This window comes from Ahrensia marina, from assembly GCF_001293565.1.
Classification (GTDB): Bacteria; Pseudomonadota; Alphaproteobacteria; order Rhizobiales; family Rhizobiaceae; genus Ahrensia; species Ahrensia marina.
This window is the reverse complement of the sequence record NZ_JXMU01000013.1, coordinates 25,298-49,417: the sequence shown is the minus strand read 5'-3', so window position 1 is coordinate 49,417 and position 24,120 is coordinate 25,298. Positions and strand designations below refer to the sequence as shown.

27 protein-coding genes are annotated in these 24,120 nt (G+C 49.0%); 19 read left to right on the top strand and 8 right to left on the bottom strand.

What is annotated here, in order from left to right; genetic code table 11:
* Positions 1 to 18: 18 nt before the first annotated feature.
* On the bottom strand, positions 19 to 906 hold the full coding sequence (gene coxB, locus SU32_RS09645; protein ID WP_053999150.1) for a cytochrome c oxidase subunit II: 888 nt from the start codon (positions 904 to 906) through the stop codon (positions 19 to 21).
* A gap of 377 nt (positions 907 to 1,283) precedes the next feature.
* Here coxB and SU32_RS09640 point away from each other — a divergent pair, with 377 nt between their 5' ends.
* Positions 1,284 to 1,814 carry an invasion associated locus B family protein gene (locus SU32_RS09640; RefSeq protein ID WP_053999233.1) on the top strand — a complete coding sequence of 177 codons (531 nt, stop codon included), beginning with the start codon at positions 1,284 to 1,286 and terminating at the stop codon, positions 1,812 to 1,814.
* A gap of 58 nt (positions 1,815 to 1,872) precedes the next feature.
* Here the strand turns inward: SU32_RS09640 and SU32_RS09635 are convergent, their stop codons facing one another.
* Complete coding sequence (locus tag SU32_RS09635) at positions 1,873 to 3,096, bottom strand: acyltransferase family protein (RefSeq protein ID WP_053999149.1); 1,224 nt, start codon at positions 3,094 to 3,096, stop codon at positions 1,873 to 1,875.
* A 205-nt stretch (positions 3,097 to 3,301) separates the two neighbouring features.
* Between SU32_RS09635 and tldD the strand changes: the two genes are divergently transcribed.
* Entirely contained in the window at positions 3,302 to 4,723 is a 1,422-nt protein-coding gene (tldD, locus tag SU32_RS09630) for a metalloprotease TldD (protein WP_053999148.1), read from the top strand.
* 27 nt (positions 4,724 to 4,750) lie between these two features.
* Here tldD and SU32_RS09625 read toward each other — a convergent pair whose 3' ends face one another.
* A complete protein-coding gene (locus SU32_RS09625) occupies positions 4,751 to 5,512 on the bottom strand; it encodes an NAD(P)H-dependent oxidoreductase (protein ID WP_053999147.1) in 762 nt (253 codons plus the stop codon).
* A gap of 184 nt (positions 5,513 to 5,696) precedes the next feature.
* On the opposite strand from SU32_RS09625, the gene SU32_RS09620 reads away from it, so the two are divergent.
* A complete protein-coding gene (locus SU32_RS09620) occupies positions 5,697 to 6,389 on the top strand; it encodes a fumarylacetoacetate hydrolase family protein (protein ID WP_053999146.1) in 693 nt (230 codons plus the stop codon).
* A gap of 85 nt (positions 6,390 to 6,474) precedes the next feature.
* On the opposite strand, the gene SU32_RS09615 is transcribed toward SU32_RS09620, so the two are convergent.
* Complete coding sequence (locus SU32_RS09615) at positions 6,475 to 8,574, bottom strand: putative bifunctional diguanylate cyclase/phosphodiesterase (protein ID WP_082376611.1); 2,100 nt, start codon at positions 8,572 to 8,574, stop codon at positions 6,475 to 6,477.
* A 210-nt stretch (positions 8,575 to 8,784) separates the two neighbouring features.
* Positions 8,785 to 9,369: a TetR/AcrR family transcriptional regulator gene (locus SU32_RS09610; RefSeq protein WP_053999144.1), complete on the bottom strand. Its 585-nt coding sequence runs from the start codon at positions 9,367 to 9,369 to the stop codon at positions 8,785 to 8,787.
* Positions 9,370 to 9,471: 102 nt separating this feature from the next.
* Between SU32_RS09610 and SU32_RS09605 the strand changes: the two genes are divergently transcribed.
* From SU32_RS09605 to SU32_RS09595, 3 genes are all read left to right on the top strand, one after another.
* Positions 9,472 to 10,059, top strand: coding sequence for an NAD(P)H-dependent oxidoreductase (locus SU32_RS09605; protein ID WP_053999143.1), 588 nt, complete (start codon positions 9,472 to 9,474; stop codon positions 10,057 to 10,059).
* A 175-nt stretch (positions 10,060 to 10,234) separates the two neighbouring features.
* Positions 10,235 to 11,173: an ABC transporter ATP-binding protein gene (locus SU32_RS09600; RefSeq protein WP_053999142.1), complete on the top strand. Its 939-nt coding sequence runs from the start codon at positions 10,235 to 10,237 to the stop codon at positions 11,171 to 11,173.
* On the top strand, positions 11,170 to 11,931 hold the full coding sequence (locus SU32_RS09595; protein ID WP_053999141.1) for an ABC transporter permease: 762 nt from the start codon (positions 11,170 to 11,172) through the stop codon (positions 11,929 to 11,931). The genes SU32_RS09600 and SU32_RS09595 overlap by 4 nt, the downstream gene beginning before the upstream one ends.
* Here SU32_RS09595 and SU32_RS09590 read toward each other — a convergent pair.
* Together SU32_RS09590 and pdxH are read right to left on the bottom strand one after the other, a co-directional pair.
* Positions 11,928 to 12,485, bottom strand: coding sequence for a hypothetical protein (locus SU32_RS09590; RefSeq protein WP_053999140.1), 558 nt, complete (start codon positions 12,483 to 12,485; stop codon positions 11,928 to 11,930). The genes SU32_RS09595 and SU32_RS09590 overlap by 4 nt on opposite strands.
* 185 nt (positions 12,486 to 12,670) lie before the next feature.
* Entirely contained in the window at positions 12,671 to 13,291 is a 621-nt protein-coding gene (pdxH, locus tag SU32_RS09585; RefSeq protein WP_053999139.1) for a pyridoxamine 5'-phosphate oxidase, read from the bottom strand.
* A 63-nt stretch (positions 13,292 to 13,354) separates the two neighbouring features.
* Here pdxH and SU32_RS09580 point away from each other — a divergent pair, with 63 nt between their 5' ends.
* The 13 genes from SU32_RS09580 to SU32_RS09520 all read left to right on the top strand — a co-directional run bounded on the left by SU32_RS09580 (position 13,355) and on the right by SU32_RS09520 (position 23,353).
* A complete protein-coding gene (locus tag SU32_RS09580) occupies positions 13,355 to 13,822 on the top strand; it encodes an RT0821/Lpp0805 family surface protein (protein ID WP_160316305.1) in 468 nt (155 codons plus the stop codon).
* Positions 13,823 to 13,909: 87 nt separating this feature from the next.
* Positions 13,910 to 14,830, top strand: coding sequence for a DnaJ C-terminal domain-containing protein (locus SU32_RS09575; protein ID WP_053999137.1), 921 nt, complete (start codon positions 13,910 to 13,912; stop codon positions 14,828 to 14,830).
* A gap of 88 nt (positions 14,831 to 14,918) precedes the next feature.
* On the top strand, positions 14,919 to 15,731 hold the full coding sequence (gene fabI / locus SU32_RS09570; RefSeq protein WP_053999136.1) for an enoyl-ACP reductase FabI: 813 nt from the start codon (positions 14,919 to 14,921) through the stop codon (positions 15,729 to 15,731).
* A 26-nt stretch (positions 15,732 to 15,757) separates the two neighbouring features.
* The gene (locus SU32_RS09565; protein ID WP_053999135.1) at positions 15,758 to 16,369 is read left to right on the top strand and encodes a histidine phosphatase family protein; all 612 of its coding nucleotides are present in this window, start codon (positions 15,758 to 15,760) and stop codon (positions 16,367 to 16,369) included.
* Between the two features lie 2 nt (positions 16,370 to 16,371).
* Positions 16,372 to 17,466 (top strand): chorismate synthase, encoded by a 1,095-nt coding sequence (gene aroC / locus SU32_RS09560; RefSeq protein ID WP_053999134.1) that lies wholly within the window; start codon positions 16,372 to 16,374, stop codon positions 17,464 to 17,466.
* A gap of 8 nt (positions 17,467 to 17,474) precedes the next feature.
* Positions 17,475 to 18,086, top strand: coding sequence for a LysE family translocator (locus tag SU32_RS09555; RefSeq protein ID WP_053999133.1), 612 nt, complete (start codon positions 17,475 to 17,477; stop codon positions 18,084 to 18,086).
* Between the two features lie 2 nt (positions 18,087 to 18,088).
* On the top strand, positions 18,089 to 19,186 hold the full coding sequence (gene ribB / locus SU32_RS09550; RefSeq protein WP_053999132.1) for a 3,4-dihydroxy-2-butanone-4-phosphate synthase: 1,098 nt from the start codon (positions 18,089 to 18,091) through the stop codon (positions 19,184 to 19,186).
* Positions 19,187 to 19,297: 111 nt separating this feature from the next.
* Positions 19,298 to 20,227 carry a histone deacetylase family protein gene (locus tag SU32_RS09545; RefSeq protein WP_053999232.1) on the top strand — a complete coding sequence of 310 codons (930 nt, stop codon included), beginning with the start codon at positions 19,298 to 19,300 and terminating at the stop codon, positions 20,225 to 20,227.
* Complete coding sequence (locus tag SU32_RS09540) at positions 20,228 to 20,479, top strand: exodeoxyribonuclease VII small subunit (RefSeq protein ID WP_053999131.1); 252 nt, start codon at positions 20,228 to 20,230, stop codon at positions 20,477 to 20,479.
* A gap of 126 nt (positions 20,480 to 20,605) precedes the next feature.
* Positions 20,606 to 20,980, top strand: a complete 375-nt coding sequence (locus SU32_RS09535; protein WP_053999130.1) for a hypothetical protein — start codon at positions 20,606 to 20,608, stop codon at positions 20,978 to 20,980.
* Positions 20,981 to 21,027: 47 nt separating this feature from the next.
* Positions 21,028 to 21,786, top strand: coding sequence for a TlyA family RNA methyltransferase (locus SU32_RS09530; protein ID WP_053999129.1), 759 nt, complete (start codon positions 21,028 to 21,030; stop codon positions 21,784 to 21,786).
* A complete protein-coding gene (locus tag SU32_RS09525; RefSeq protein WP_053999128.1) occupies positions 21,779 to 23,020 on the top strand; it encodes a class I SAM-dependent RNA methyltransferase in 1,242 nt (413 codons plus the stop codon). The genes SU32_RS09530 and SU32_RS09525 overlap by 8 nt, the downstream gene beginning before the upstream one ends.
* Before the next feature lie 3 nt (positions 23,021 to 23,023).
* Positions 23,024 to 23,353, top strand: a complete 330-nt coding sequence (locus SU32_RS09520; protein ID WP_053999127.1) for a DMT family transporter — start codon at positions 23,024 to 23,026, stop codon at positions 23,351 to 23,353.
* Between the two features lie 14 nt (positions 23,354 to 23,367).
* On the opposite strand, the gene SU32_RS09515 is transcribed toward SU32_RS09520, so the two are convergent.
* Positions 23,368 to 24,117: a crotonase/enoyl-CoA hydratase family protein gene (locus tag SU32_RS09515; protein WP_053999126.1), complete on the bottom strand. Its 750-nt coding sequence runs from the start codon at positions 24,115 to 24,117 to the stop codon at positions 23,368 to 23,370.
* Between the last annotated feature and the right edge of the window lie 3 nt (positions 24,118 to 24,120).

Here is a 24,120-nt window from a genome sequence, read left to right as displayed (position 1 = left end):
AGGTCTTTAAACTAATTTCTATTCGGCGCTTGCGAGTTTGTTTTTCGCATCGATTGAAGCCATGAGATTTTTATTGGCCTCTTCGACGCTTGCTTGTGCGGTACCGGCCCACGCTTCGTAGTCGGCTTTCGAAACAACGCGAACAGCGATCGGCATATAGGCATGGTCCTTGCCGCACAGTTCTGAACACTGACCGTAATAAAGGCCTTCTTTATCAACATTGAACCAAGTTTCGTTCAAACGGCCCGGAACAGCGTCCATCTTAATACCGAATGCAGGCATTGCCCAGTTGTGCAACACATCACCTGCAGTCACAAGAATACGCACTGTTGTGTTTACCGGTACAACAACTTCATTATCTACAGCCAAGAGACGCGGATATACAGAACGGTCTTCCTTCTCGGCAGGACGGCCTTCTTCAGGCAACAAAATCGCATCAAACGAAATCGCGTCTTCTTCTGTTTCGCCGACCTGATATTCATATCCCCAGTACCACTGGTAACCGGTCGCTTTAATTGTCAGTTCAGCTTCGCTTGGAGGTGTAAATTGGCGCTCAAGAAGCTGAAAAGACGGAACAGCCAAGAACAGGAGAATGATAACGGGTGCAACAGTCCATACCACTTCAATCATTGTGTGGTGGCTGGTGCGTGAAGGCACAGGGTTCGCTTTGGCGCTAAACTTCACGATTACGTAAACAAGAAGTGCCAATACCAACAAGGTAATCGGTATGATGAACCACAATGTGTATTCTTCGAACCAGATGATTTCCCGCATAATGTCGGTAGCAGGCTCTTGAAAACGATATTGCCAAGGCTGCGGCTGATCTGCCAGCGCCGCAACAGGTGCGAAAACACCTGCCAAAGATGTGAGTGCCAGTGCGGCACGGCGAGTCGTAGAATTGAACACGCTTTATTCTCCCGAATTGGACGGAATCGGATTCCGGCCACGTTTACTCGATTTATGGTAGGTCTTTACACTCTAAACCAATCCAATCGCAACCATATGTGTGGCCAAATTGTGCGTCATTTGATCGCTACGCACCAGTTTTCCCACAGAGTGACGACTAATCGGCCTTTGTAAATGCTGCCTTAATCACTTTTCATGGCTTTGTGCCATCTTTTTGCCGTGCTCGCCAACGCATAACGCCCCATGACAGAGCGGCAAAGGAAAAGCGTTATCAACTTGCGGTTTCTTTTAGTCTTTTCTCGTCGTAAAAATAACTGTGGCGATTCGCGGCAATTGCCTTTTGGTCAGTACCAACCCACAATATGGTTATTCGCTTAATGATAAAATCGCTTACCAGTTTCAAATCTCTTTTTACATCATTTGCAGCAGGCGCAACTTTTCTAACGGTTGCACTGGCCCCGCAAATCGCCAGCGCGCAACAGGGCATCGTCCGCTCGACACATGGCGCGTGGTCAATCATCTGCGATACACCCGCCGGCGCCTCAAGCGAGCAATGTGTTTTGATGCAAAACGTTATTGCGGAAGACCGTCCTGAACTCGGCCTGTCGGTTATTGTGGTGAAAACGGCTGACAAGAAAGCACGTATTTTACGTGTGCTGGCACCGTTAGGCGTATTGTTACCAAACGGCCTCGGCCTCAATATTGACGGCAAGGACATTGGCCGCGCTTATTTCGTGCGCTGTTTTGCCGATGGCTGCTATGCTGAGGTCATCTTGGAAGATTCCCTGCTCAGCAACTTCCAGAGCGGTACAGCGGCAACATTTATTGTATTTCAGACGCCGGAAGAAGGTATCGGCATTCCTGTCGACCTGTCAGGCTTTACCGACGGCTTTAAGGCGCTGCCATAAGCAAACCGCGGTTTATAATATTGACTGATGTCAGGCTTTAACCGGCTTGCATGTGGTTTTATGTTGTTCGCCAACGCTGCGGCAAAAGGCTTTCCACGCGGGCAACAAAACGGTTGGAAAATTGTGTACCGCGCCCTTCCGCATCCAATCCGAACAGAAGCCTGCCCCAACCTAAATGACGTATGATGAAATGGTACGACAGAAGTGAAAGCAGTGCTGTGCCAACCGTTACGACACCTAAGCTTGCTGAAAATCCGAGCCCGCTTTTGATTGTAAAATAAAGCAGACCCACAATAATTGTCTGATGAACAATATAAAGCGGGAAAATCGCTTTATTGAAATAGCGGATAAAGCCGTTACTGAAATTCAGGAAACGCCACGATACGATCAAAAATGAGTAAATCATAAGCAGCGATAAACAGATCGAGAATGTCTTATAAAGAGCTGTTTGGTTTGAGATATTGCCCAAATTCAAATTAAATACGTCGCTCCAGAACAGAACGTACATCAATACGGACACTATTATCGTTAATGTAAAAATTTCGGCAGCGTGATGAACAAGCGATCTCATTGCCACTTTATGGTTGCGCGCAAAAAGATAGCCAAAACCAAACCACGACAAATAAACAGCCAACCACGCAAAATCATTGTAAAGCGTATTTGTCGCGCGTGGAAACCATGGCGACAATGCTAAATTCATAGCCAGCGGCAAAACAAACAGAAGATATAAGCCGCGTGTTTGAATAATACTTTCGAAAAGAGCGTTTAACTTATCGCCAAACCCCGTACCAAGCAGCTTCATGACGGGTAAAAACAGCACTGTCATCGTAAACAAATATCCGACGAACCACATATGCGCCCATGTGAAGTTTCCGGTCGGATATTTACCTTCAAGGAAATAGCGCTCTGTCCAAAACTGCCAGAAATTGCCTTGATAACCATCAACAAGCATTCGCTCGTACCAAACTTGCGGTGCACAAATAAGCGCCATTGCAAACAATAATGGGACGACAAGTCTTACGGTTCGCGCTGTAAGAAATTGCACATCAGATTGTTTGCGGAAGGCGAAATATGTGCCCGCTCCCGAAATAAAGAACAAAAGCGAAAGCCGCCACACACGCGGATGCTCCATAACAAGCTCCAGCGTAGAGCTCGTATGCGGGCTGGTAATCAACCAAAAATCGTTTGGGAAAAAGCCAACTGCTGAATGATAAATGATCAGAACGGCAAATGCGATCACCCGCAGCCAGTCAAGATAATGTAAGCGCTCATTGATAACCATAGACCCGACTCTAATTCGGCAGCCCTAGCCCTGCCCCTCAATTTATTTTGTAATTGCCTGATGATAGGCGCCTGAACAAGTAAGTTCGTTTTGCATAGTTAATCGAAACAGTAACAAAATTGCTGTCTACGGCGTCATGAAGCCTCGAAATTGAGCTTAATCCGGCCTATGTAGGTTGATAATATACAATCAGCCGGAGTGCTTCATGTCAGCCGTACCAAACTTGCTCGACCAATTCGATATTTCAGAAGAACGCGTAAAAGCATTGGTCTCCAATGCTCTTGCAAAGGCCGATGACGGCGAACTCTTCATGGAGTACTCAGAGGGCGAAGTGCTCGGTTTTGACAATGGCCGTTTAAAAACCGGCTCTTTTAACACATCCTCCGGTTTTGGCCTACGCAGCGTTGCCGGCGAAGCCGTGGGCTATGCTGAAAGTGACAATTTTTCTGAAAGCGCACTTTTGCGCGCAACCGATGCTGTCGGCGCAGTAACCGCCAACCACTCAGGCACCTATTCCGATGCCCCGCAACGCACCAACAAGAAGCTTTATGTGGACGGGAACCCGATTGGTGAGCCTTCATTCGAGACCAAGGTAAAACTGCTACAGGATATCGACGCCTATCTTCGCGGCAAAGATGAACGGGTACGGCAGGTTTCAGCATCGCTCGCCGCCTCCTGGCAGGTTGTCGAAATCCTGCGCGCCGACGGACATTTGGCAAAAGACATCCGGCCGATGGTGCGCGTCAACGTATCTGTTATTGCGGGCGAAGGCGACCGCCAAGAGACCGGTTCACACGGCATGGGCGGACGCCAGTTATTCGGCGATTTTATCGCGACAGACACATGGCAGCAGGCTGCCGACAATGCACTGCGCCAGGCGCTGGTCAATCTTGAAGCGCGCCCTGCTCCAGCCGGCACGATGGATGTTGTCCTTGCCAATGGCTGGCCGGGCGTCATGCTTCATGAAGCGGTAGGTCACGGGCTGGAAGGCGATTTTAACCGCAAAGGCACATCGGCTTTTGCCGGATTGATGGGGCAACAGGTGGCAGCCAAAGGCGTGACAGTTGTTGATGACGGCACGATTGATAACCGCCGCGGCTCATTGTCGATTGATGATGAGGGAACACCCTCCGGTTACAATGTCCTGATCGAAGACGGTAAACTTGTGGGTTATATGCAAGACCGGCAAAATGCACGGCTGATGGGCATGAAACCAACGGGTAACGGCCGCCGCCAATCCTATGCGCATGTTCCCATGCCGCGTATGACCAATACCTATATGCTTGCCGGTGACAAAACCTCGGAAGAGATCATTTCATCGGTTAAACGCGGCCTATACGCTGTGTCCTTCGGTGGCGGACAGGTGGATATCACATCGGGTAAATTCGTTTTCGGCGCGACAGAAGCCTATATGATCGAAAACGGTAAAATCACCCACCCTGTCAAAGGCGCAATGATGATCGGCAATGGCCCTGACGCCATGCATCGCGTATCCATGATCGGCAATGATCTGGCGCTCGATAACGGTGTTGGTACGTGCGGCAAAGCGGGACAAGGCGTGCCGGTTGGTATTGGCCAGCCTCATTTACGCATGGACCAAATGACGATTGGCGGCACTGAAAAGTAAACAGGTGATGCAGGTTTTGTGATCACATCAAACCGGTTGGTGGCGTATAAACGGCGTCACACTTTCGGCATCGGGCTTTAATTGGCCATTTTCATCAAAGTCGTCATCGGCATTAAATCTGATGAGTGGCAATTCATCAAACCCGGCTATTAACTTAGCTTGATTGTCAAGCACCCCGGTCAATTTCGCCTGAAGTTCCGTAAGGCGGTCGCCGCGATGATAACCATGTACGCGGTGCGCAAAAACCGGCTTTAGAACATCGAAGCCGCAATAACGTAAAGTGTAAGCAGAGGGCCACAATAGCATATTTGCATCTGCTTCCTTGCCGTTTGGCGAACTTTCAAAATCACTTGACCCTGTTGTGACGCAAAACAGTGCCTTTTTGCCCTGGTTCATGCCCTTATCAAAGCGTTGATCAACATTATGAAGCGCGCCGTGGGCCAAGACACGGTCGAACCAGCCTTTCAATATAGCCGGCGGCCCGAACCACCACATTGGAAAATGAAAGATGATCCGGTCAGCCTGTTTGATCTTTTCGATTTCATCAACAATTGCCGCAGGTAGAGCATTTTCAGCGGCTGCGCTTTCCTGTGCTTTTAGCGGGTCAAATGGTCCGTTGTGATCTTCATAAAAATCCGCACGTTCGGCGGGATCAAAATTTAACCGGTAAAGATCCGACCACAGAACCTTTCCGCCATTTTCCTGCACGGCATTGGCCGTAGCATTGGCCCAGCTACCGTTAAAAGAAGTTACTTCCGGATGCGCGAGAACGATAAGTGTAGTAGTCAAGAGTCACTCCTTTATACACCGGTAAATAGCATTCGTACCGCAAAGTACAATGCACCTGTCAAAGCAATGTAAGAACTGTTCTGTGTCATTCAAAAGCTGACTTGCCACGCCGCCAAAGTTGCTAGCAAGGGTTTGCGATAGATAACAATATGTGTCATCTCAAATCCTTCTATAGGACAAGAATATGAATTACATCATTCCCGCTTCATCCCAACCTGCTCTTGCGATCAACGGTTCGGATAAAACATTTCCCGCCAGACGCATTTTTTGTATCGGACGCAATTATGCGGACCATGCACGCGAAATGGGTCATGACCCTGACAAGGCACCGCCGTTCTTTTTTGAAAAACACCCATCGTGCCTTGTGACTGGCAACGGGCCCCTCACTTTCCCATATCCTTCCGCTACAAATGATGTTCATCATGAAGTTGAGCTTGTTGTTGCATTGAAGTCAGGCGGAAAAGATTTGAGCATAAGCGAGGCCGAACGCGCTGTTTTTGGCTATGCGGTGGGCATTGATTTCACCAGACGCGATCATCAAGCAGAAGCAAAAAAGCAGGGACGGCCCTGGACCGTGGCGAAATCATTTGACTATTCCGCCCCCTGCTCTGCCCTCACCAGCATTGATGATTTGCACGATACGGCAAATGCAAAAATCTGGCTCGATAAGAATGACACCCGTGTGCAAGAGGGAACTCTTGACCAGATGATCTGGCCTGTGCCTGAAGCCATAGCCTATCTTTCGACCTTGTTCGCGCTTTTCCCCGGCGATCTGATTATGACGGGAACGCCTTCCGGCGTTGGACCGGTTGCAAGCGGTGATACTCTACACGGCGGCATCGAAGGGATTGGGGAAATCCAGCTCTCGGTAAAATAGAACTTACCGCATATAACCGCATAAGAAAATGGCCGTATTTAAACGGCCATTATTGTTTCGAAATACAGCTTAATTTTATTGGGCGTTAAGCCATGGCTTTAAGCGGAACTACATTTGTATCGGCCTCTGCCTCAATATAATCGTCCCATAGACCGGCACTGATTTGCTGTGTCAAAAGCTCCTCAAACATGTTGTTCGGCATCGGCTTGCCAAACAGGAACCCTTGCACCAGTTGACAGCCTTCAGTGCTCAGAGCGGCCAGATGCGCTTCCGTTTCCACACCTTCTGCAAGAACCGGAATTTTCAAGCTGTTGCCCAAAATCATAGTCGACTTCAAAATTGCGGCGGAATGTTCGTTCTGGTCAATATCCTTGATAAATTCGCGGTCTATCTTGATCTTGTCGAACGGGAAGTTGTGCAATGTTGCCAAGGTCGAATATCCCGTCCCGTAATCGTCCATCGCAATTTGCACGCCGATTTCTTTCAGCTTGCGGATTACTTTAAGTGCCTGTGAGGCGTCACCAATAATCCCGCTTTCAGTAACCTCGAGCTCAAGACGCGAAGGTTCTAAACCTGTCTCTTCCAAAACTGTTTTCACAGTATCTGCGAAGAACGGATCAGCAAGCTGTTTAGCTGCAACGTTAACAGCAACTTTTATCGGCATTCTCCATTGTGACGCCTGAGTACACGCCTCTCTTAAAACCCATGTGCCAAGCTCATTGATAAAGCCAGTTTCTTCCGCAATCGGAATGAAAACATCCGGCGTAATATTGCCACGTGCAGGATTGTGCCAGCGCAACAAAGCTTCAACACCGGTTATCTTGCGTGTTTGCGCATCATTTTGAAGTTGATAATGAACGGAAAGCTCTTCGTTTTCTATTGCAGATGCAAGCGCGGTGGCCAGCGTTGTACGCTCTCTATTCTCGCTATCCATTGCTTTATTATAGCCCACAACGCAATCTTTACCGTTGCTTTTGGCATAATACATCGCCAGATCCGCCTGCTCGAGCAATTGGATTGGATTTTCGCTATCCCATGGAAACATCGAAAAGCCCAAGCTGGCTCTTGTTGAAATATCAGCGTCATTCCACATAACAGGCTGACGGATAGCTTTTAAAATTCGCTCTGCGAACTCTGAAGCATCATCCTTACCACCAATATTTGATTTTAGCGCGACAAATTCATCGCCGCCAAAACGGCCGATCATTTCACCTGGCTGAAGTATCTGTGACACATGCGAGCTTATTGTTTTGAGCAGATGGTCTCCAGCGGCGTGGCCATGAACATCATTAATGCTTTTAAAGCGGTCCAGATCAATACCTACGATTGCAACACCGCGGTTTTCAGGCAGTGGTGCCAGAATGAAGTCTTTCAGATATTTCTCACAACCGTGGCGGTTTGGAATGCCTGTCAGCGGATCGTGCAATGCGAGATATTTGTAATGTTCTGATGTCGCACTTTCATTCTTCATGTCGATCATGCTCGTGATGAAAGTCGTCAGATATAAACATCCCATCAGGACAATAATACCCGAACCAAGAGCAGTGTTGGAAATGAGCTTTTCAACCTCAATGCTCATATTCGCAGGTACAAGCGTCAGACCACTCATGCTCGTAAAGTGCATCAGAGCCACAGCGACGACGAAGACAAGCGCGCCCCAAAGATTGTAGTACTTGGTAAACTTTCTGGCGGTGATTGATACACAGGCTATGCCGATGAACGCTCCGAGTAAAACCGACGCGACCACCGTTGCCGCATCCCACTGAACGCCGCCTTGAATTTTCATTGCAGCCATGCCGGTGTAATGCATCATGCTGACACCGAAGCCAAGAACTGCCCCGCCCAATTCGATGAGTAACGAATTTGTTTTTAGTGACGCAATGGCAAAACCAAGCATTGTGCTACAAACAACAATGATCAACGATGTAATAGTAAGTGTCAGATCATAGCCAAGGATAAGATCACTCTTATAGGCAAGCATAGCAACGAAGTGTGTACTCCAGATAGTGCCGCCGCCGATCATGCCAGCGAGAATAAGCCATAATCTTTGAATGTCATTCTTAGTATGCCGCGCCCGCGAGAACAGGCGCATTGTTACTATCGACCCGACCAAAAGAATAAGTACTGCGCAAGCCAGTAAGATAGGGTCATGTAGATATACGACACAATTGAATAATTTTTGCATAGTCCCACCACTTTGTTTCGTGTGGCTTGCAATGTCTCAAGTAAATTCAATGTTAAAAAACCTGCCAAGTTCTTCTAAACCGTGCCCGAACAGAACTATATTGGCGGTATAAAAAAAGACATAGTTTATAAGAGTTTAAGCGGGTTGTTCAAATGCCTTGTAACTACCTCTGCGAGCGGGAAGTGTGTTACATTTGGATGGCGTCGATATTCAAACTACTGTTTTTGGATTCAGCCAGGCTTCCAGATAAGGCACCAAAATCTCGACAGTGGATTGACTATTGTGAAGCGCACAGAATTTCAAAGCCATTGCCTGAATTAAAAATGCCTGGACCCCATCTGCCAAAAGCTGCGATGATACATCATTCCTGAATGGCCCATCTGCAAGCCAATCTGCCAGTACTTTACCTTGCCGGTCAAACGTCATCGCAATGGCACCTATTTCTTCGACAGCGGCGGCGCCGGAATATCTTAAAATCACATCAAACACATAGCGCTCACACGTCATAAAATTTAACAGCGGCAAAAGCCCGTCAACCAGATCCGTGACATCTTTGGGCTTCAGCTTTGTTTCGACTTGATCAAGAATGGCGTCAATTCTGGTGCCAATACACAGCTCCATCAAGGCATCTTTATCTTTAAAATGAGAGAAGAATGTACCCTTGGCGACACCGGCTCCGGTGACCACGTCCTCCACCCGCAGCGCTTCATAGCCGTTCTTCTTGATGAGTTCGGTTGCAACACTGATCAAGCGTGAACGTGTTGCCTTTGATCTGTTTTGAACAGGCTTTTTCATAATTCTGCTTTCACACAATTTATGACCACAGTCAAATTAGGTATTGACCGCGGTCACTTTTTATCCAATAAATGACCTTGGTCACTTTTTTAGGATTATATTATGAAAAAACGCATTTACATTCTCAACGGTCACCCTGCAGAGGCTTCACTTTCCAAAACCTTTACCGAAATATACGCCAAAACAGCGCGTGCTGCCGGTCATGAGGTCCGCCTCACACATTTGCACGATTTAGAATTCGACAGTGATTTCGGTCACTCTAATTTCAGTGATACGAAACCGCTTGAGCCGTCACTCGAACAGCTCATTTCCGACATTGAATGGAGTGAGCATGTCGTGCTGGCTGCGCCATTGTGGTGGGGCGGTTTACCGGCAAAATTGAAAGGCGCTATAGACCGCACGTTTTTGCCGGGACGCACATTTGATACCCGCGTTAAGGAAGGAACTTTGCCGAAGCCCATGCTGGGCGGAAGGACTGCACGTATCATAATCACGTCAGATACGCCGGGTTGGTACATGCAGCTGATCTATCGCAACGCTATTTTTCAGCAACTTAAAAAGCAGATATTTGGCTTTGTGGGCTTAAAACCTTCGCGCTTTACGCACTTTACAGGCGCCAGCACCGCGAAGCCGGAGAATGTCGCACGGTGGATTTCGAAAGTAGAAAAAATCGCACTTTCTGCAAGCTAGTATTTCTGCGCGCTCAATACTTATTTGTCAGGTTTGCAGCCGCATTTACTTAAGGCTGAGTGTATCGGCAAATATTGCAGTAATTTAAAATGTCAGGAGATTTTGAACTTTCGCATGGCGCATAATTGTTTTGCTGCCTCGAGCACCTAAATAAGCGGTTCGAAGGGGACATTGCATGACCGATAACGCCGATATTCTAATCGATATAAAAAACATCACCAAAAAATATGACAACGGGTTCACAGCGCTGGACGATGTCAATTTACAAATTAAGAAGGGCGAGATTATTGCCCTTCTCGGTCCAAACGGGGCCGGAAAAACCACACTCATATCAACTGTTTGCGGAATCATTACACCAACCTCCGGTACCATTAGCGTTGGCGGCTTGGACACAATAAAAGACTATCGCGACACACGTAAAATGATCGGGTTGGTTCCACAGGAACTTACCACGGATGCTTTTGAAACGGTATTCGACACCGTTTCATTCACGCGCGGTCTGTTTGGCAAGCCGCGCAACCCTGCCGTTATTGAGAAGATACTGAAAGACCTTTCCCTTTGGGACAAGAAAGACAACAAGCTGCGCGAATTGTCCGGCGGTATGAAAAGACGTGTTCTGATTGCAAAGGCATTGTCTCATGAGCCGGATATTTTGTTCCTTGATGAACCGACAGCGGGCGTCGATGTCGAACTGCGCAAAGACATGTGGAATGTGATGCGCAAACTTTCCCAAACAGGCGTCACGATTATTTTGACGACCCACTACATCGAGGAAGCCGAGGAAATGGCCGACCGTATAGGTGTTATTTCCAAAGGTCGCATATTGCTGGTTGAGCAGACCTCAGAGCTCATGCGCAAACTGGGGCATAAGGAAATGCTGATTGAGATCAGCGAACCTTTAAGCGCATTACCCGCTTCATTGAGTGATTTTGACCTGACTTTATCTGATGATCGCAAGCTGATCACCTATTCCTATAATGCCAGCCACGAGCATCCCGGCATTACCCGCCTGCTCAAGGCACTTATTGATGCGGACATTCGCACGACCGACATCTCAACCAAGCAAAGTTCACTTGAAGACATATTCGTCAATTTGGTGAGGGACGCAGCATGAACATTCACGCAATATCCGCAATCTACCGGTTTGAAATGAACCGCATGTGGCGCACGATGGGCCAGTCCATCGTTTCACCGGTGATATCGACCTCTCTTTATTTTATTGTATTTGGTGCAGCCATCGGCCAGCAAATGGGTGCCATTGACGGCGTGTCCTACGGCGCTTTTCTCGTTCCGGGACTGGTCATGCTTTCGCTGCTGACGCAATCGGTATCAAACGCAGCTTTCGGCATATATTTTCCGAAGTTTACCGGTACAATCTATGAAATTCTTTCAGCGCCGGTTTCAGCTTTCGAAATTGTCCTCGGTTATGTCGGTGCGGCGGCCACCAAATCGCTCATTCTCGGCATTATTATTATGTTGACCGCGACATTGTTTGTTGATCTGAAGATTGCCCATCCATTCTGGATGTTGTTTTTCTTGGTCCTAACAGCAATGACATTTTCGCTGCTCGGCTTCATCATTGGCATTTGGGCCGACGGTTTTGACCAGCTTCAGATTGTACCGCTTTTGATCATCACACCGCTTACATTTCTTGGCGGCAGTTTTTATTCAATCAAAATGCTGCCGGAGTTTTGGCAAACTGTAACGCTTGCCAATCCCGTGCTTTATCTTGTTTCAGGTTTCCGCTGGAGCTTTTATGAAATTTCGGATGTGAGTCCGCAAATTTCTATCGCTATGATCTTGGTTTTCTTAGGGATTTGTACCGGCATTGTATATTGGATATTCAAAACCGGTTACAGGATCAAAAGTTAAGCTGCTTGCGATTGGCCGTTGACCGCGTTTTCAACGGCCTTTCGCGCCCAGAGTTTAATCTCTTCTTCAAGCTGCTCATTGTGCTTGCGCAGTTCTTCCAATTCGCTGTCAACCTTATCGCGCTCCGCCTGATGAATGGCATCAAGTTCGGCTTTTAGCTTTTTGTTTTCTTCAATGAGCGATTCCTTGTCGGTGCCGCTCATCATATCAATCGTGTTTTCAAGAGAAGCAAAGCGTGATGCCGTTTTGCTTTGAAATTGCGTAAATGACGCAATCACATCTTCGCTATTTTCTGCTACTGCGCCGCCACTACCTGCTTTCGGCATTGTAAAGATCGCTGCGATGGAAAAAATTGCGAATGTTACGACCGGGATAACCGTCAGCGAGCCGAGCATCGGTGCCAGCCCCATATGTCCGACATCGAAAGTTGCGGCAAATAAAAATGTCGCGCTCAAAACGGCTAAAACGCCAGACACTTTATGTATAAGCGGGCCCAAGCCGGACTTCTTTTTCTCGTTGTCAGCTACAGGTTCTGCTTTTTTCTTCGCGGCCATTTACAATACTCCAGACAGTGCGGCAGCAGCGCCGACTGACATTATCAACTCTGTTTGTTCAACATACCGCACTTTGAAAATGAAGCGGTCACGAGCTTGCATCATGCTTTTAAAAGAAAGCTCAAAGTCAAACTATGTCAGCGGAGTTGATGAAGCGTTAACCATAGCGTCGTGTCCGTCAAAAATTATGGATAAAAACGCGTTTTATCCCAGTCTGAACTTCCGTCCGGACGGCTGAAAATAATCCGGTCATGAAGCCGAAATTTTCCGTCTTTCCAGAACTCGATATAAGTCGGAATGATACGGAAGCCGCTCCAATGCGGCGGCCGTGGAATTTCGCCAATAGCGTATTTGGCTGTATATTTCGCAACCTCTTTTTCTAGCGCAAAGCGGCTTTCTAAGGGACGCGATTGTTTGGAGGCCCAAGCGCCAATGCGGCTGCCACGGGGGCGTGACGCATAATAAATATCGGCCTCTTCGTCGCTGACAATTTCAACTTCACCGCGCACCCTCACCTGCCGGCGCAAGCTCTTCCAGTGAAAACACATCGATGCTTTCTTCTGTCCGATGATTTCCTCACCTTTCTGACTTTCAAAATTAGTGTAGAAAACAAAGCCCCGTTCATCAAACCCTTTAAGCAAAACCATGCGCACATTCGGCAGGCCATCGGCATCAACAGTTGCAAGTGCCGTGGCATTGGGATCATTGGGTTCAGATTTCTCCGCTTCTGACAACCATTCCTGAAATGTTACAAATGGATCGGTTGCTTCTGAAATGTCACGACTTGTTAACTTAGTTTCGGTCATACTTAACCTTGGGCTTATTTTGGGTTAATGCGAGTAATGCAATCCACACATAAATGCGATCTATTGTCGACGAAGGTCAAGGTTTCGATTGTCTCTACGGCAATTTTGTGTGCTGCGTTCACTCTTTCCGGTTGCGCGTCCGGAACCAATGCAATTGATGACGCGATTACAACATCCGCAATTTCCATTGCAGACAGCACGCCCACAATTTCAACTGCCCCTTTTAACGAGCCTGATGTGCAAACAGATGCATCAACCTCCGACAAACTTCTGGATGAAGACACGATCCGCCTTGCTGTCACAGCCGCCGATTTGTCGAAAATTCCAGGTGATGGTCTTTATTGGGCCAATGAAGCAACTGGCTCGTCCGGCAGTATCACAAATCTCGCACAGCGCGTTGAAGCAGGCCAGACATGCCGCAGCTTTAACGCAACCCGCACATCTTATGATGGCGTGACATTGTACCAAGGCGATGTATGCCTTGACAAAAGGTCGGGTTGGTGGACGCGCTCGCTGGAGCCTGTCACTTAAAAGGAACTGTGCATGATGCACTGGAATTTTAAGAACACTACCTCCATATAGAGTTTGATATGTTCAAAATTAAACGGGTAATTGTCGATGCGTGATCCTTACGCAGTATTAGGTGTGTCCAAACAGGCAACGTCAGGTGAGATTAAATCCGCCTTTCGCAAGCTTGCCAAAAAATATCACCCCGATGCCAACAAAGATGATCCCAAAGCGCAGGAACGGTTTGGTGAAATCTCGTCCGCCTATGAAATTTTAGGCGATGAAAACAAGCGCAAGCAGTTTGATCGCGGTGAAATTGACAGCTCAGGGCGCGAAACACATGGGTTTGGCGGCGGCGATCCGTTTGCCGGCTTCCGCCAGCGTGGCGGGTCCAGTGGCGGTGGTTTTGACGCAGAAGACATCTTGAAGACGATGTTTGGCGGCGGAGCCTCCACACGCGGTGGTTTTGGCGGCGGCGACCCATTCGGCAGCGCGCGCCCGCGCCAAAGGCAAGCGCAGCCACCGAAAGGCAAGGATATTGAAGTAACATTACCTGTTACGGCTCTTGATATATTGGATGGCGGCAAAGCCAGACTCAAACTGCCGGACGGACGCGCTGTCGCTGTGACTATCCCTGAAGGTGTTGAAAACGGCCAGACCATCCGGCTGAAAGGTCAAGGCCATCCCGGTCCGGCAGGCCATCGTGGAGACATATTGGCGAAAGTTTCCTTCAAGACTGAAAACGGGTTTCGGATCGAAAGCCCCCATGTCGTGATGGATGTCGATGTGCCTCTGGCAACAGCCGTTATCGGTGGAAAAGTTACAGTGTCGACACCGCAGGGCAAAATTGCACTAAAAGTTGCGCCTTGGTCCAATTCAGGCACAGCTATGCGGCTAAAAGGACGTGGTTTGCCGAAAAAAGCGAATGGAAACGGTGATTTGATCGCGATTTTACGCATTGTCATGGACGATAATGACCGTTCTACGCTGGAATCCATTTTTGACCGGCGCAATGAAACGGTGGAACCTTAACGTAAATGCTTGAACTTGCTTGATGCTTTGAAAGCTCTATGCGATATGCTCCTCAATTCTTAAACAATTGGCATAGCAGGAGAACCGCATGTCTATCGGCTCTGGTATTATGAAAGGCAAGCGCGGCCTTATTATTGGGCTTGCGAACAACCGTTCAATGGCATGGGGCATAGCGAAAGCTTGTGCCGATCAAGGCGCTGAACTCGCACTGACCTATCAAGGTGATGCAATCAAGAAACGTGTTGAACCGCTGGCTGAAGAGCTTGGCGCGATGCTGGCCGGACATCTTGATGTAACCGATGCCGATAGTGTTGAAGCCGTTTTCAGCCATTTGGAAAAAACATGGGGCCGTTTGGACTTTCTGGTTCACGCCGTCGGTTTTTCCGACAAGAGCGAACTCACCGGCCGCTATGTCGATACATCTCATGATAATTTCATGATGACGATGGACATTTCGGTTTACTCGCTTACACGCCTTATCAAACGCGCCGAACCATTGATGAGCAATGGCGGCTCTGTCGTCACATTGACCTATTACGGTTCTGAGCGCGTGATGCCGCACTACAATGTGATGGGTGTTGCCAAGGCCGCACTTGAAGCAAGTGTGCGCTACCTTGCCGTTGATCTTGGTCCGAAAAATATTCGCGTGAATGCAGTTTCGGCTGGACCGGTCAAAACACTGGCAGCTTCCGGCATTGGTGACTTCCGTTATATTTTGAAATGGAACGAGTATAATTCACCATTGCGCCGTACTGTAACAATCGATGAAGTTGGTGATTCAACTCTTTATCTGCTGTCCGATCTTTCACGCGCAGTGACTGGCGAATGTCACCATGTAGACAGCGGCTATCATGTAGTTGGCATGAAAGCTGTCGATGCTCCGGACATTGAAAAAACATAAAATTTCAAAACCGTAAGGCCATTCCCATGTTAATCCCACCACATCCGTTCTTCATGATCAGGCATGGCGAAACGGATTGGAACCGCGAAGGCCGTTTCCAAGGTCAGGTTGATATTGATCTGAATGAGCTTGGCCGCAGTCAGGCAGCGGGCAACGGCAAGGCACTTGCCAGCCTTATTGATCCGTCTCAATGGGCTTTTGTTTGCAGCCCGATGTCGCGCACACGCGAAACAATGGAGCTGATCCGTGAAAATATCGGCCTTCCCCGTGAAGGTTACTCCGTTGATGACCGGCTCATTGAGGTGACATTCGGTGACTGGGAAAAGCACACTTTAGCCGACATTGAAGATACATGGCCTGATCAAGCAAAGCTGCGCCAGGAAAACAAATGGGAGTATGTGCCGCCAAATGGCGAGTCGTACCGTTCAGCCGCAGAACGTATGCGCCCTGTTCTTGAAAGTTTAAAGCAACCGACTGTCATTGTTACACATGGCGGTATCATTCGCGGAATGCGTGTTTTCATTGAAGGGACAGACCCCGATGACACGGCGCATGGCGCGACCCCTCAGGATCAGCTTTATTTTTATGACGGTGATGAGGGTGGCTGGCTCGATAAAGACGATGGGACAGAGGTTTAATCATGTCACACAATAGTTTTGGTCATCTTTTTCGTGTTACAACATGGGGTGAAAGCCACGGTCCGGCGCTGGGCTGCGTTATTGACGGCTGTCCTCCCGGTATCGAGTTTACCGTTGCGGAGGTTCAGGCTTATCTCGACAAGCGCAAACCGGGCCAGTCAAAATTTACTACGCAGCGCCGTGAAGCCGACGAAGTAAAGGTTCTGTCCGGTGTCCTGCCTAAAGAAGATGGTGTCACGCTTGTAACAACTGGCACGCCTATCTCGATGATGATCGAGAACACCGATCAGCGTTCAAAAGACTATTCGGATATCGCCAAACGCTACCGTCCCGGCCATGCCGATTATACCTATGATGTAAAATATGGCATTCGCGATTATCGTGGCGGCGGACGTTCGTCTGCGCGTGAAACCGCCGCACGCGTTGCAGCGGGTGCAATTGCCCGCAAAATTGTGCCCGGCATGATTGTGCGCGGCGCTATGGTTGCAATGGGCACCGAGAACATTGACCGCAACAAGTGGGATTGGGATCAGGTTGATCAAAATCCGTTTTTCTCCCCTGATGCCAGTTCAGTGGACCGTTTTGCCGACTATCTTGATGGCATCCGCAAAGACGGCTCATCGGTTGGCGCGGTCATCGAGATTGTTGCTGAGGGTGTTCCTGCCGGTCTCGGCGCTCCGGTATATTCCAAACTTGATCAGGATATTGCCTCATATCTAATGAGCATTAACGCGGTCAAAGGTGTTGAGATTGGAAACGGATTTGAGGCTGCGCGCATTACCGGCCCTGAAAACGCCGATGAAATGCGTATTGGCAAAGACGGCAAACCAGAATTTTTATCGAACCATGCCGGCGGTATCCTAGGCGGCATTTCAACGGGCGAAGCTGTTATTTCGCGCTTTGCGATCAAACCGACCTCATCCATGCTGACGCCGACGAAATCTATCAATTCTGACGGCGAAGAAGTCGAAGTCGTTACCAAGGGCCGCCATGATCCCTGTGTCGGCATTCGAGCAGTGCCTATTGGCGAGGCGATGGTTGCCTGCGCTATTGCGGACCATTATTTGCGGCACCGCGGACAAACCGGACGTATTTAGGGACAATCATGAGTATTGAATTTCTCATCACATCACTCATTGTTGTTCTTCTGCCCGGAACAGGCGTTCTTTATACATTGGCGATTGGCTTGGGACGCGGATTTCGCTCCTCAATCATTGCCGCTGTTGGATGTACTATCGGAATTATACCAAGCGTAATCGCAACGATTGCCGGACTGGCCGCTATTTTACATACAAGCGCCCTTGCCTTTTCAATCATCAAATATCTCGGTGTTATTTATCTTCTATATATGGCCTGGAGCATAATTCGCGACGGTAGTCCGCTGGATGTGAAAGAAGATAATAAAAAGCGTTCAAACTGGCTCATTATTCGTGATGCGATAGCGATCAATGCGCTGAACCCCAAGCTTTCAATCTTTTTTCTCGCCTTTCTACCCCAATTCGTGTCCAGCGATGCGCAGCATCCCACATTGTCCATGCTTGTACTTGCCGCAACATTCATGGCGATGACTTTTCTTGTCTTTGTGCTTTATGGGGGCCTTGCTTCATTGGCGCGGGATTATGTAATCAACAGGCCAAAAATCACAATTTGGCTTAAACGCAGTTTTGCCGGAGCATTTGCGCTACTCGGTTTACGGCTTGCCCTTTCGGAGCGATAATAATGTCTTACGATCAAGCAAAAGTTGTTGAAGCCATTCGTGCTTTCGAACGCGGTGAAGTGGTTATTGTCATGGACGATGACGGCCGCGAAAACGAAGGCGATATGATCTGCGCCGCAGTTCACACAACGCCGGAAATCATGGCGTTGATGGTGCGCCATACGTCCGGCATCATCTGCGCGCCGATGACCGTTCAGGATGCCAAACGTCTCAATCTTCAGCCCATGGTGGCCGAAAACACCGATGCTAAAGGCACCGCCTTTACGGTCTCTGTGGACTATAAGCACGGCACAACGACCGGCATTTCGGCCGATGACCGCACGCTTAGTGTTCGCAATCTGGCAAACCCAAATGCAGGTGCAGAGGATTTTAACAGACCGGGTCACGTATTCCCGCTTGTAGCGCGCGAAGGTGGCGTTTTGATGCGTTCGGGCCATACAGAGGCCGCTGTCGATTTATGCAAACTGGCAGGTTTGCCAACGGTCGGTGTGATCTCTGAATTGGTGAATGATGATGGCAGCGTTATGCGCGGTCCCCAGGTTTCTGCCTTTGCCAAAAAACACGGATTTTTAGAAGTCTCTGTTGCCGATTTGATTGCCTATCGCCAGCGCAAAGAGACACTTATCGAACATATTGAGGAAGATGAGGTTGAAACGGCAGTCGGCAAAGCTGTCGCGCGCACTTATCGCTTGCCTTGGGATCCGATGCAGCACCTTGCCATCATCGCAGGTGACATCCGTGACGGGCAGGATATCCCCGTCCGCCTGCACCTTGAAAGCGTTGTCGATGATGTGTTCGGTAAGAAACACGAACCAATCGAACAGCTTAAATCTATGGTTGAGAAATATGGCCGCGGTGTCATTGTCTATCTGCGCGAAGGCTCTGTCGGCGTGGCAAAAGGCGGCGGCCGTCCGCATGGTGAAGACCATGCAGAGGCACAGGCGCGCGAAAATGAATGGCGAGAAATTGGTTTGGGCGCTCAAATCCTCAAAGACTTGGGCGTGACATCAATCAAGCTCTATTCATCGCGTGAACGCCGCTATATCGGCCTTGAAGGTTTCGGCATTGAAATTTCGTCGACAGAAATCATGGATAGCTAGTGTTTAAAGACTAAGTCTGGCACAATTTTTGTCACCGCTACGGAATAGAGAGCGGTGGAAAGAATTGTACAGGCTGGTTCCCTAACATCAAAAATACGCTATGTAGATTTCATGGCCACGCGATATTACGAACACGATATTTTCAAAGAACATGTCACACCGCCGGGACACCCAGAGCGCGTGGACAGGTTACGTGCGCTCGAAGCTGCGCTAACAGCCGAACAATTTACCAAGCTTGACCGTCAACAGGCACCTATTGCTGATGAAGGCGCTGTTCTTCTTGCACATCCGGAAGAGTTCTTGCTTCGCGTAAAATCAGAGATACCCGAAGAAGGCATTGCCCGCATCGATGCTGATACCGTTGTATGTCCGCAAAGTTTGAATGCCACATTGCACGGCGTTGGCGCGTCCATGGCGGCGGTTGACGATGTCTTTTCCGGCGCAGCGGACAACGTATTTGTTGCTTCGCGCCCGCCCGGCCACCATGCGGAAAAGAATACCGCAATGGGCTTTTGTCTCTTTAATAATGTGGCCATTGCTGCGCGCCATGCACAAAAGAAACATGACGCTGAACGTGTCGCGATCTTTGATTGGGATGTTCACCACGGCAACGGCACACAGGATATTTTCTGGGACGACCCGAGCGTTCTTTATTGTTCCACGCACCAGATGCCGCTCTATCCGGGTACGGGTGCAAAAGATGAAACCGGCACACAAAACACGATTTGCAACGCCCCGCTTAATGCAGGCGATGGCGGAGATAATTTTCGCGCTGCATTCAAAGACCGCATTATGCCGGCAATACAGAATTTCCAGCCGGATCTGATCATAATTTCCGCCGGATTTGATGCACACTACCGTGATCCGCTTGCACAGCTTAATCTTGATGAGGAAGATTTTGATTGGGCAACGGGGCGGATGATGGAGCTAGCCGACCGGTTTTGCGCTAACCGTTTGGTCAGTGTTTTAGAAGGCGGGTACGATTTAGAAGGGCTGGCTGTCTCAGCCGCGGCCCATATACACAGAATGATGCGAGGCTAAATGAACGAACAACAAAAACCAGCCGACCCTTCCACACTTTCTTTCGAGCATGCTTTGAAAGAACTTGAAGGCATTGTTGACCGGCTTGAGCGCGGTGATGTCGAACTGGAAGAAAGCATCACGATCTATGAGCGCGGCGAGGCATTACGCAACCGCTGTGACGCTCTGCTCAAATCAGCTGAAATGAAGATTGAGAAAATTAAAGCCGGCCGCGACGGGCAAGCCACCGGCACCGAAGCTCTGGACGATTAAAGCGCCCTCAAACGGTGAGCGTTAGGGTTCTGATAACTGAAAGTTTTCAGATTCTTTTAGCCCCGTTTCTTTGCATCAAAATAACCCGCGTCATGTAAACCAATTCCCGACTAAGGGGTTGGTATTATGACTTTCAAGAACGCTACAAAAAGCGTCGGGCTGTCAGTATTCGGAGCATTGGCTGTATCTGTTCTAAGCGGAACAGCAGTCCAGGCGGAACCGAAATATGATGAAACGCTTGCGCGAAAAATTGCAACACATGTTGCCGACAAGCTCGGGGGCTTACGAACAGGTTTTGACTTGAACGAAAAACCGATGTTTGTCGAAATCAAAAGCATCAGGCAAAAACGCATTGCCGACACACTTGAACAAAAAGGTATGACGCTGATCAAGCCGGTCAGCTTCTATTCTGCACCAAAAAACAATAGCGATATTGTTTATGCAAGCTACAAGCCGAGTTCGGTGCGTGTTATCTATGATGGCATCATAATTCAGAACTGAGCGTAATTTACTTGCCTTTGACTAGCGGCGTCTGCCACTAGTCCAATATGGCATATACAGATACGACAGATCACATCCGGCTCGATAATTTACTTGTCGAACTCAATCACTTTCCAAGCCGCAGCCGTGCGCGGGACGCGATCAAACGCGCCACCGTCTATGTGGACGGAAAAGTGATGCAGAAAGCTTCAGTGCTGGTGCATCCCAAAGCTGATATTCGCATTGACGACCCGGCACAAAAATATGTCTCACGCGCAGCTTTGAAACTTGTGACGGCGTTGGATCATTTCAAAATTGATCCGGCAGGCAAAAATTGCCTTGACGTTGGCGCGTCAACAGGCGGATTTACTCAGGTTCTGCTTGAGCGCAATGCAGCGCATGTCATTGCGCTTGATGTCGGCCACGACCAGTTAAATGACGCGCTAAGGGCGGATGAGCGGGTCACCGTTTATGAAGGTCTTAATGCGCGTGATCTTAACGAGGATCATCTGGGCACTCATTTGCCGGAGATTATTGTCTCGGATGTAAGCTTTATCTCGCTGAAACTTGCCTTACCGCCCGCACTTGATTTAGCAGCGCCGGGTGCGCTGTGCATCCTTCTGGTCAAGCCGCAATTTGAAGTTGGGCGCGACAATGTCGGTAAAGGCGGCGTTGTAACGCCTGAACTTGGAAAAGCGGCATCTGAAGATTTGGAAGCCTGGCTTAATTCACTATCCGGCTGGCAAAGCACAGGCATCATCTCATCGCCCATCGCCGGTGGTGACGGTAATCAGGAATATCTTTTGACAGGACGGAAAGATGGCTAGTCAGACACTTGAAATAAAGTCACTGGGCGCGCTTGGTGACGGCATTGCCGCAAACGGTGTTTTTGTACCTGGTGCTTTACCCGGCGACGTGGTTGAAGCCGATATGGATAATGGCCGCGCAACCATTTCTTCATGGCAAATCAAAAGCGACCTGCATGTCACGCCTGTATGCAAACATTTTGGCGATTGTGGCGGCTGCAAGATGCAGCATTTGGATATGGCTGCCTATAGCGCGTGGAAAGCGTCACTGGTTTCAGATGCACTGGCACAGGAAAGCATTGATATTGACCTTCAACCTATCGTCACTTGCGTACCGAACTCGCGTCGCCGTGCCGTGTTCTCCGTGGTTGTAAAAGACGACGGCGTTGATGTCGGGTTTCAGCGTGCCGGTTCAAACCATGTTGTCGCCATCGAAGAATGTCATGTCATTACACCGCGCTTGATGAAGTCGAGCCGATTGGTAGGCCAACTGGCCAAAACCTTTCAGCCACGTGGCAAAACAGCAAGCTTTACAGTTCTGGACAGCAGAACCGGTTTTGATGTGAGCATTTCGGCTGACTACAAGCTGAAAGATAATGACCGCCGCGCCATCAGCGCCTATGCCGTCAAAGCCAAATTGGCCCGTGTCACGGTAAATGGTGAAACAATCATCGAAAACATTCGGCCAATGCTCAGCTTCTCCGGGTTTGACGTTGCACCGCCGCCGGGCGGATTTGTACAAGCTGTACAATCGGTTGAAGAAGTGATGGTTGAGCTTGTCTGCAACCATCTTTCCAAATGCAAACGTATCGCCGACATTTTTGCGGGAAGCGGCACTTTCTCGCTTCCGCTTGCACGTATTGGTTCTGTCGTTGCCGCAGAAGGTGAAGCGGCAGCACTTGGCGCATTGGACCGCGCATGGCGCGAAGCTGCGGGCAAGGGTCTAAAGCCGGTTAAAACCGAAAAGCGCGATCTGCACCACCGCCCTTTTATGGCGAAAGAACTGGAGTTGATGAAAACGCAAGGCGCGGTTTTTGATCCGCCACGCGCCGGTGCTGAAATGCAGGCCAAAGAACTTGCAAAATCCAAAGTAAAGCGCATCGCTGCGGTTTCATGTAATCCAACAACATTAGCGCGCGATCTTCGTATTCTGATTGATGGCGGCTACACTCTGCAGTCTGTCACTCCATTGGATCAGTTCTTATGGTCGCCGCATGTTGAGGCGGTGGCACTTCTCGTACGCGGCAAAGGATAATTCATGCACTGGTTTTATTTGGCAGTAGCGATAACCGGCGAGATTATCGGCACGACTGCTCTCAAATCATCGAACGGTTTTACCAATATGGCAGGCAGTCTTGTTGCAGTGGCAGGATATGCAGTCGCGTTCTATTTTCTGGCACTGGTTCTAAAAACAGTTCCCGTTGGAGTTGCCTATGCCATTTGGTCGGGTGCCGGTGTCGCAATTGTTGCGCTTATCGGTCTTGTTGCCTTCGGCCAGAAGCTGGATTTAGCGGGTATAATAGGCATTAGCCTCATTGTGGCCGGTGTGATTGTGCTCAACGTCTTTTCGAGCACAACCGCACACTAACAACTTCTGTCGCGCTATTTCTTGCGTGTCATGAAAGCCATGAATGCCGCTTTTGCTTCGTCAGACTTGAGCTGCTCCGCAAATAGCTTTCCTTCTTCCAGGATGCGCGCTTTTATGGTTTCAGTGTCAGGCCGCATAAGCCTTTTGGCATGAGCCATTGCCTGCGGTGCGCGTGCGGCAAGTTTTTCGGCAGTGTCTGCTACCGTGCTTTCCAAGGCATCTGCCTCAACAACTTGATAAATCAATCCCGCATCGCGCGCCTGCTCGGCAGATAATGGTTCACCCATTGCCAGCAACGCATAAGCGCGTTGATGCCCCATAATCGCTGGCGCAAGCAGGCTGGATGCGGCTTCAGGAACCAGCCCCAAGTCCACAAAAGGTGTTTTGAACAATGATTGCGGAGTGGCAAATGTTAAATCGCAGTGCATGTGGATTGTCGTGCCAATACCAATCGCCAGCCCATCGACGCCTGAAATAAATGGCTTTTTCACACTTGACATACAATTCAGGAAATCGAACACTTCAGTGCCCATGTCTCCTGATGCGGCAAAAGCCATAAAATCCTGCAAATCATTGCCGGATGAAAATGCGCCCGGTGTGCCTAAAATAACATGGCAGCGTATGGAATCGTCAGCCTCACCGGCCGATAAAGCTTCTGTCATTTGTCCGTACATGGCACGGGTAATCGCATTTTTTTTATCCGGACGGTTGAAGCGAATTGTCTGAACCGCCCCTTGCGTCGAAACCAGTATGTGATCGCTCATGAT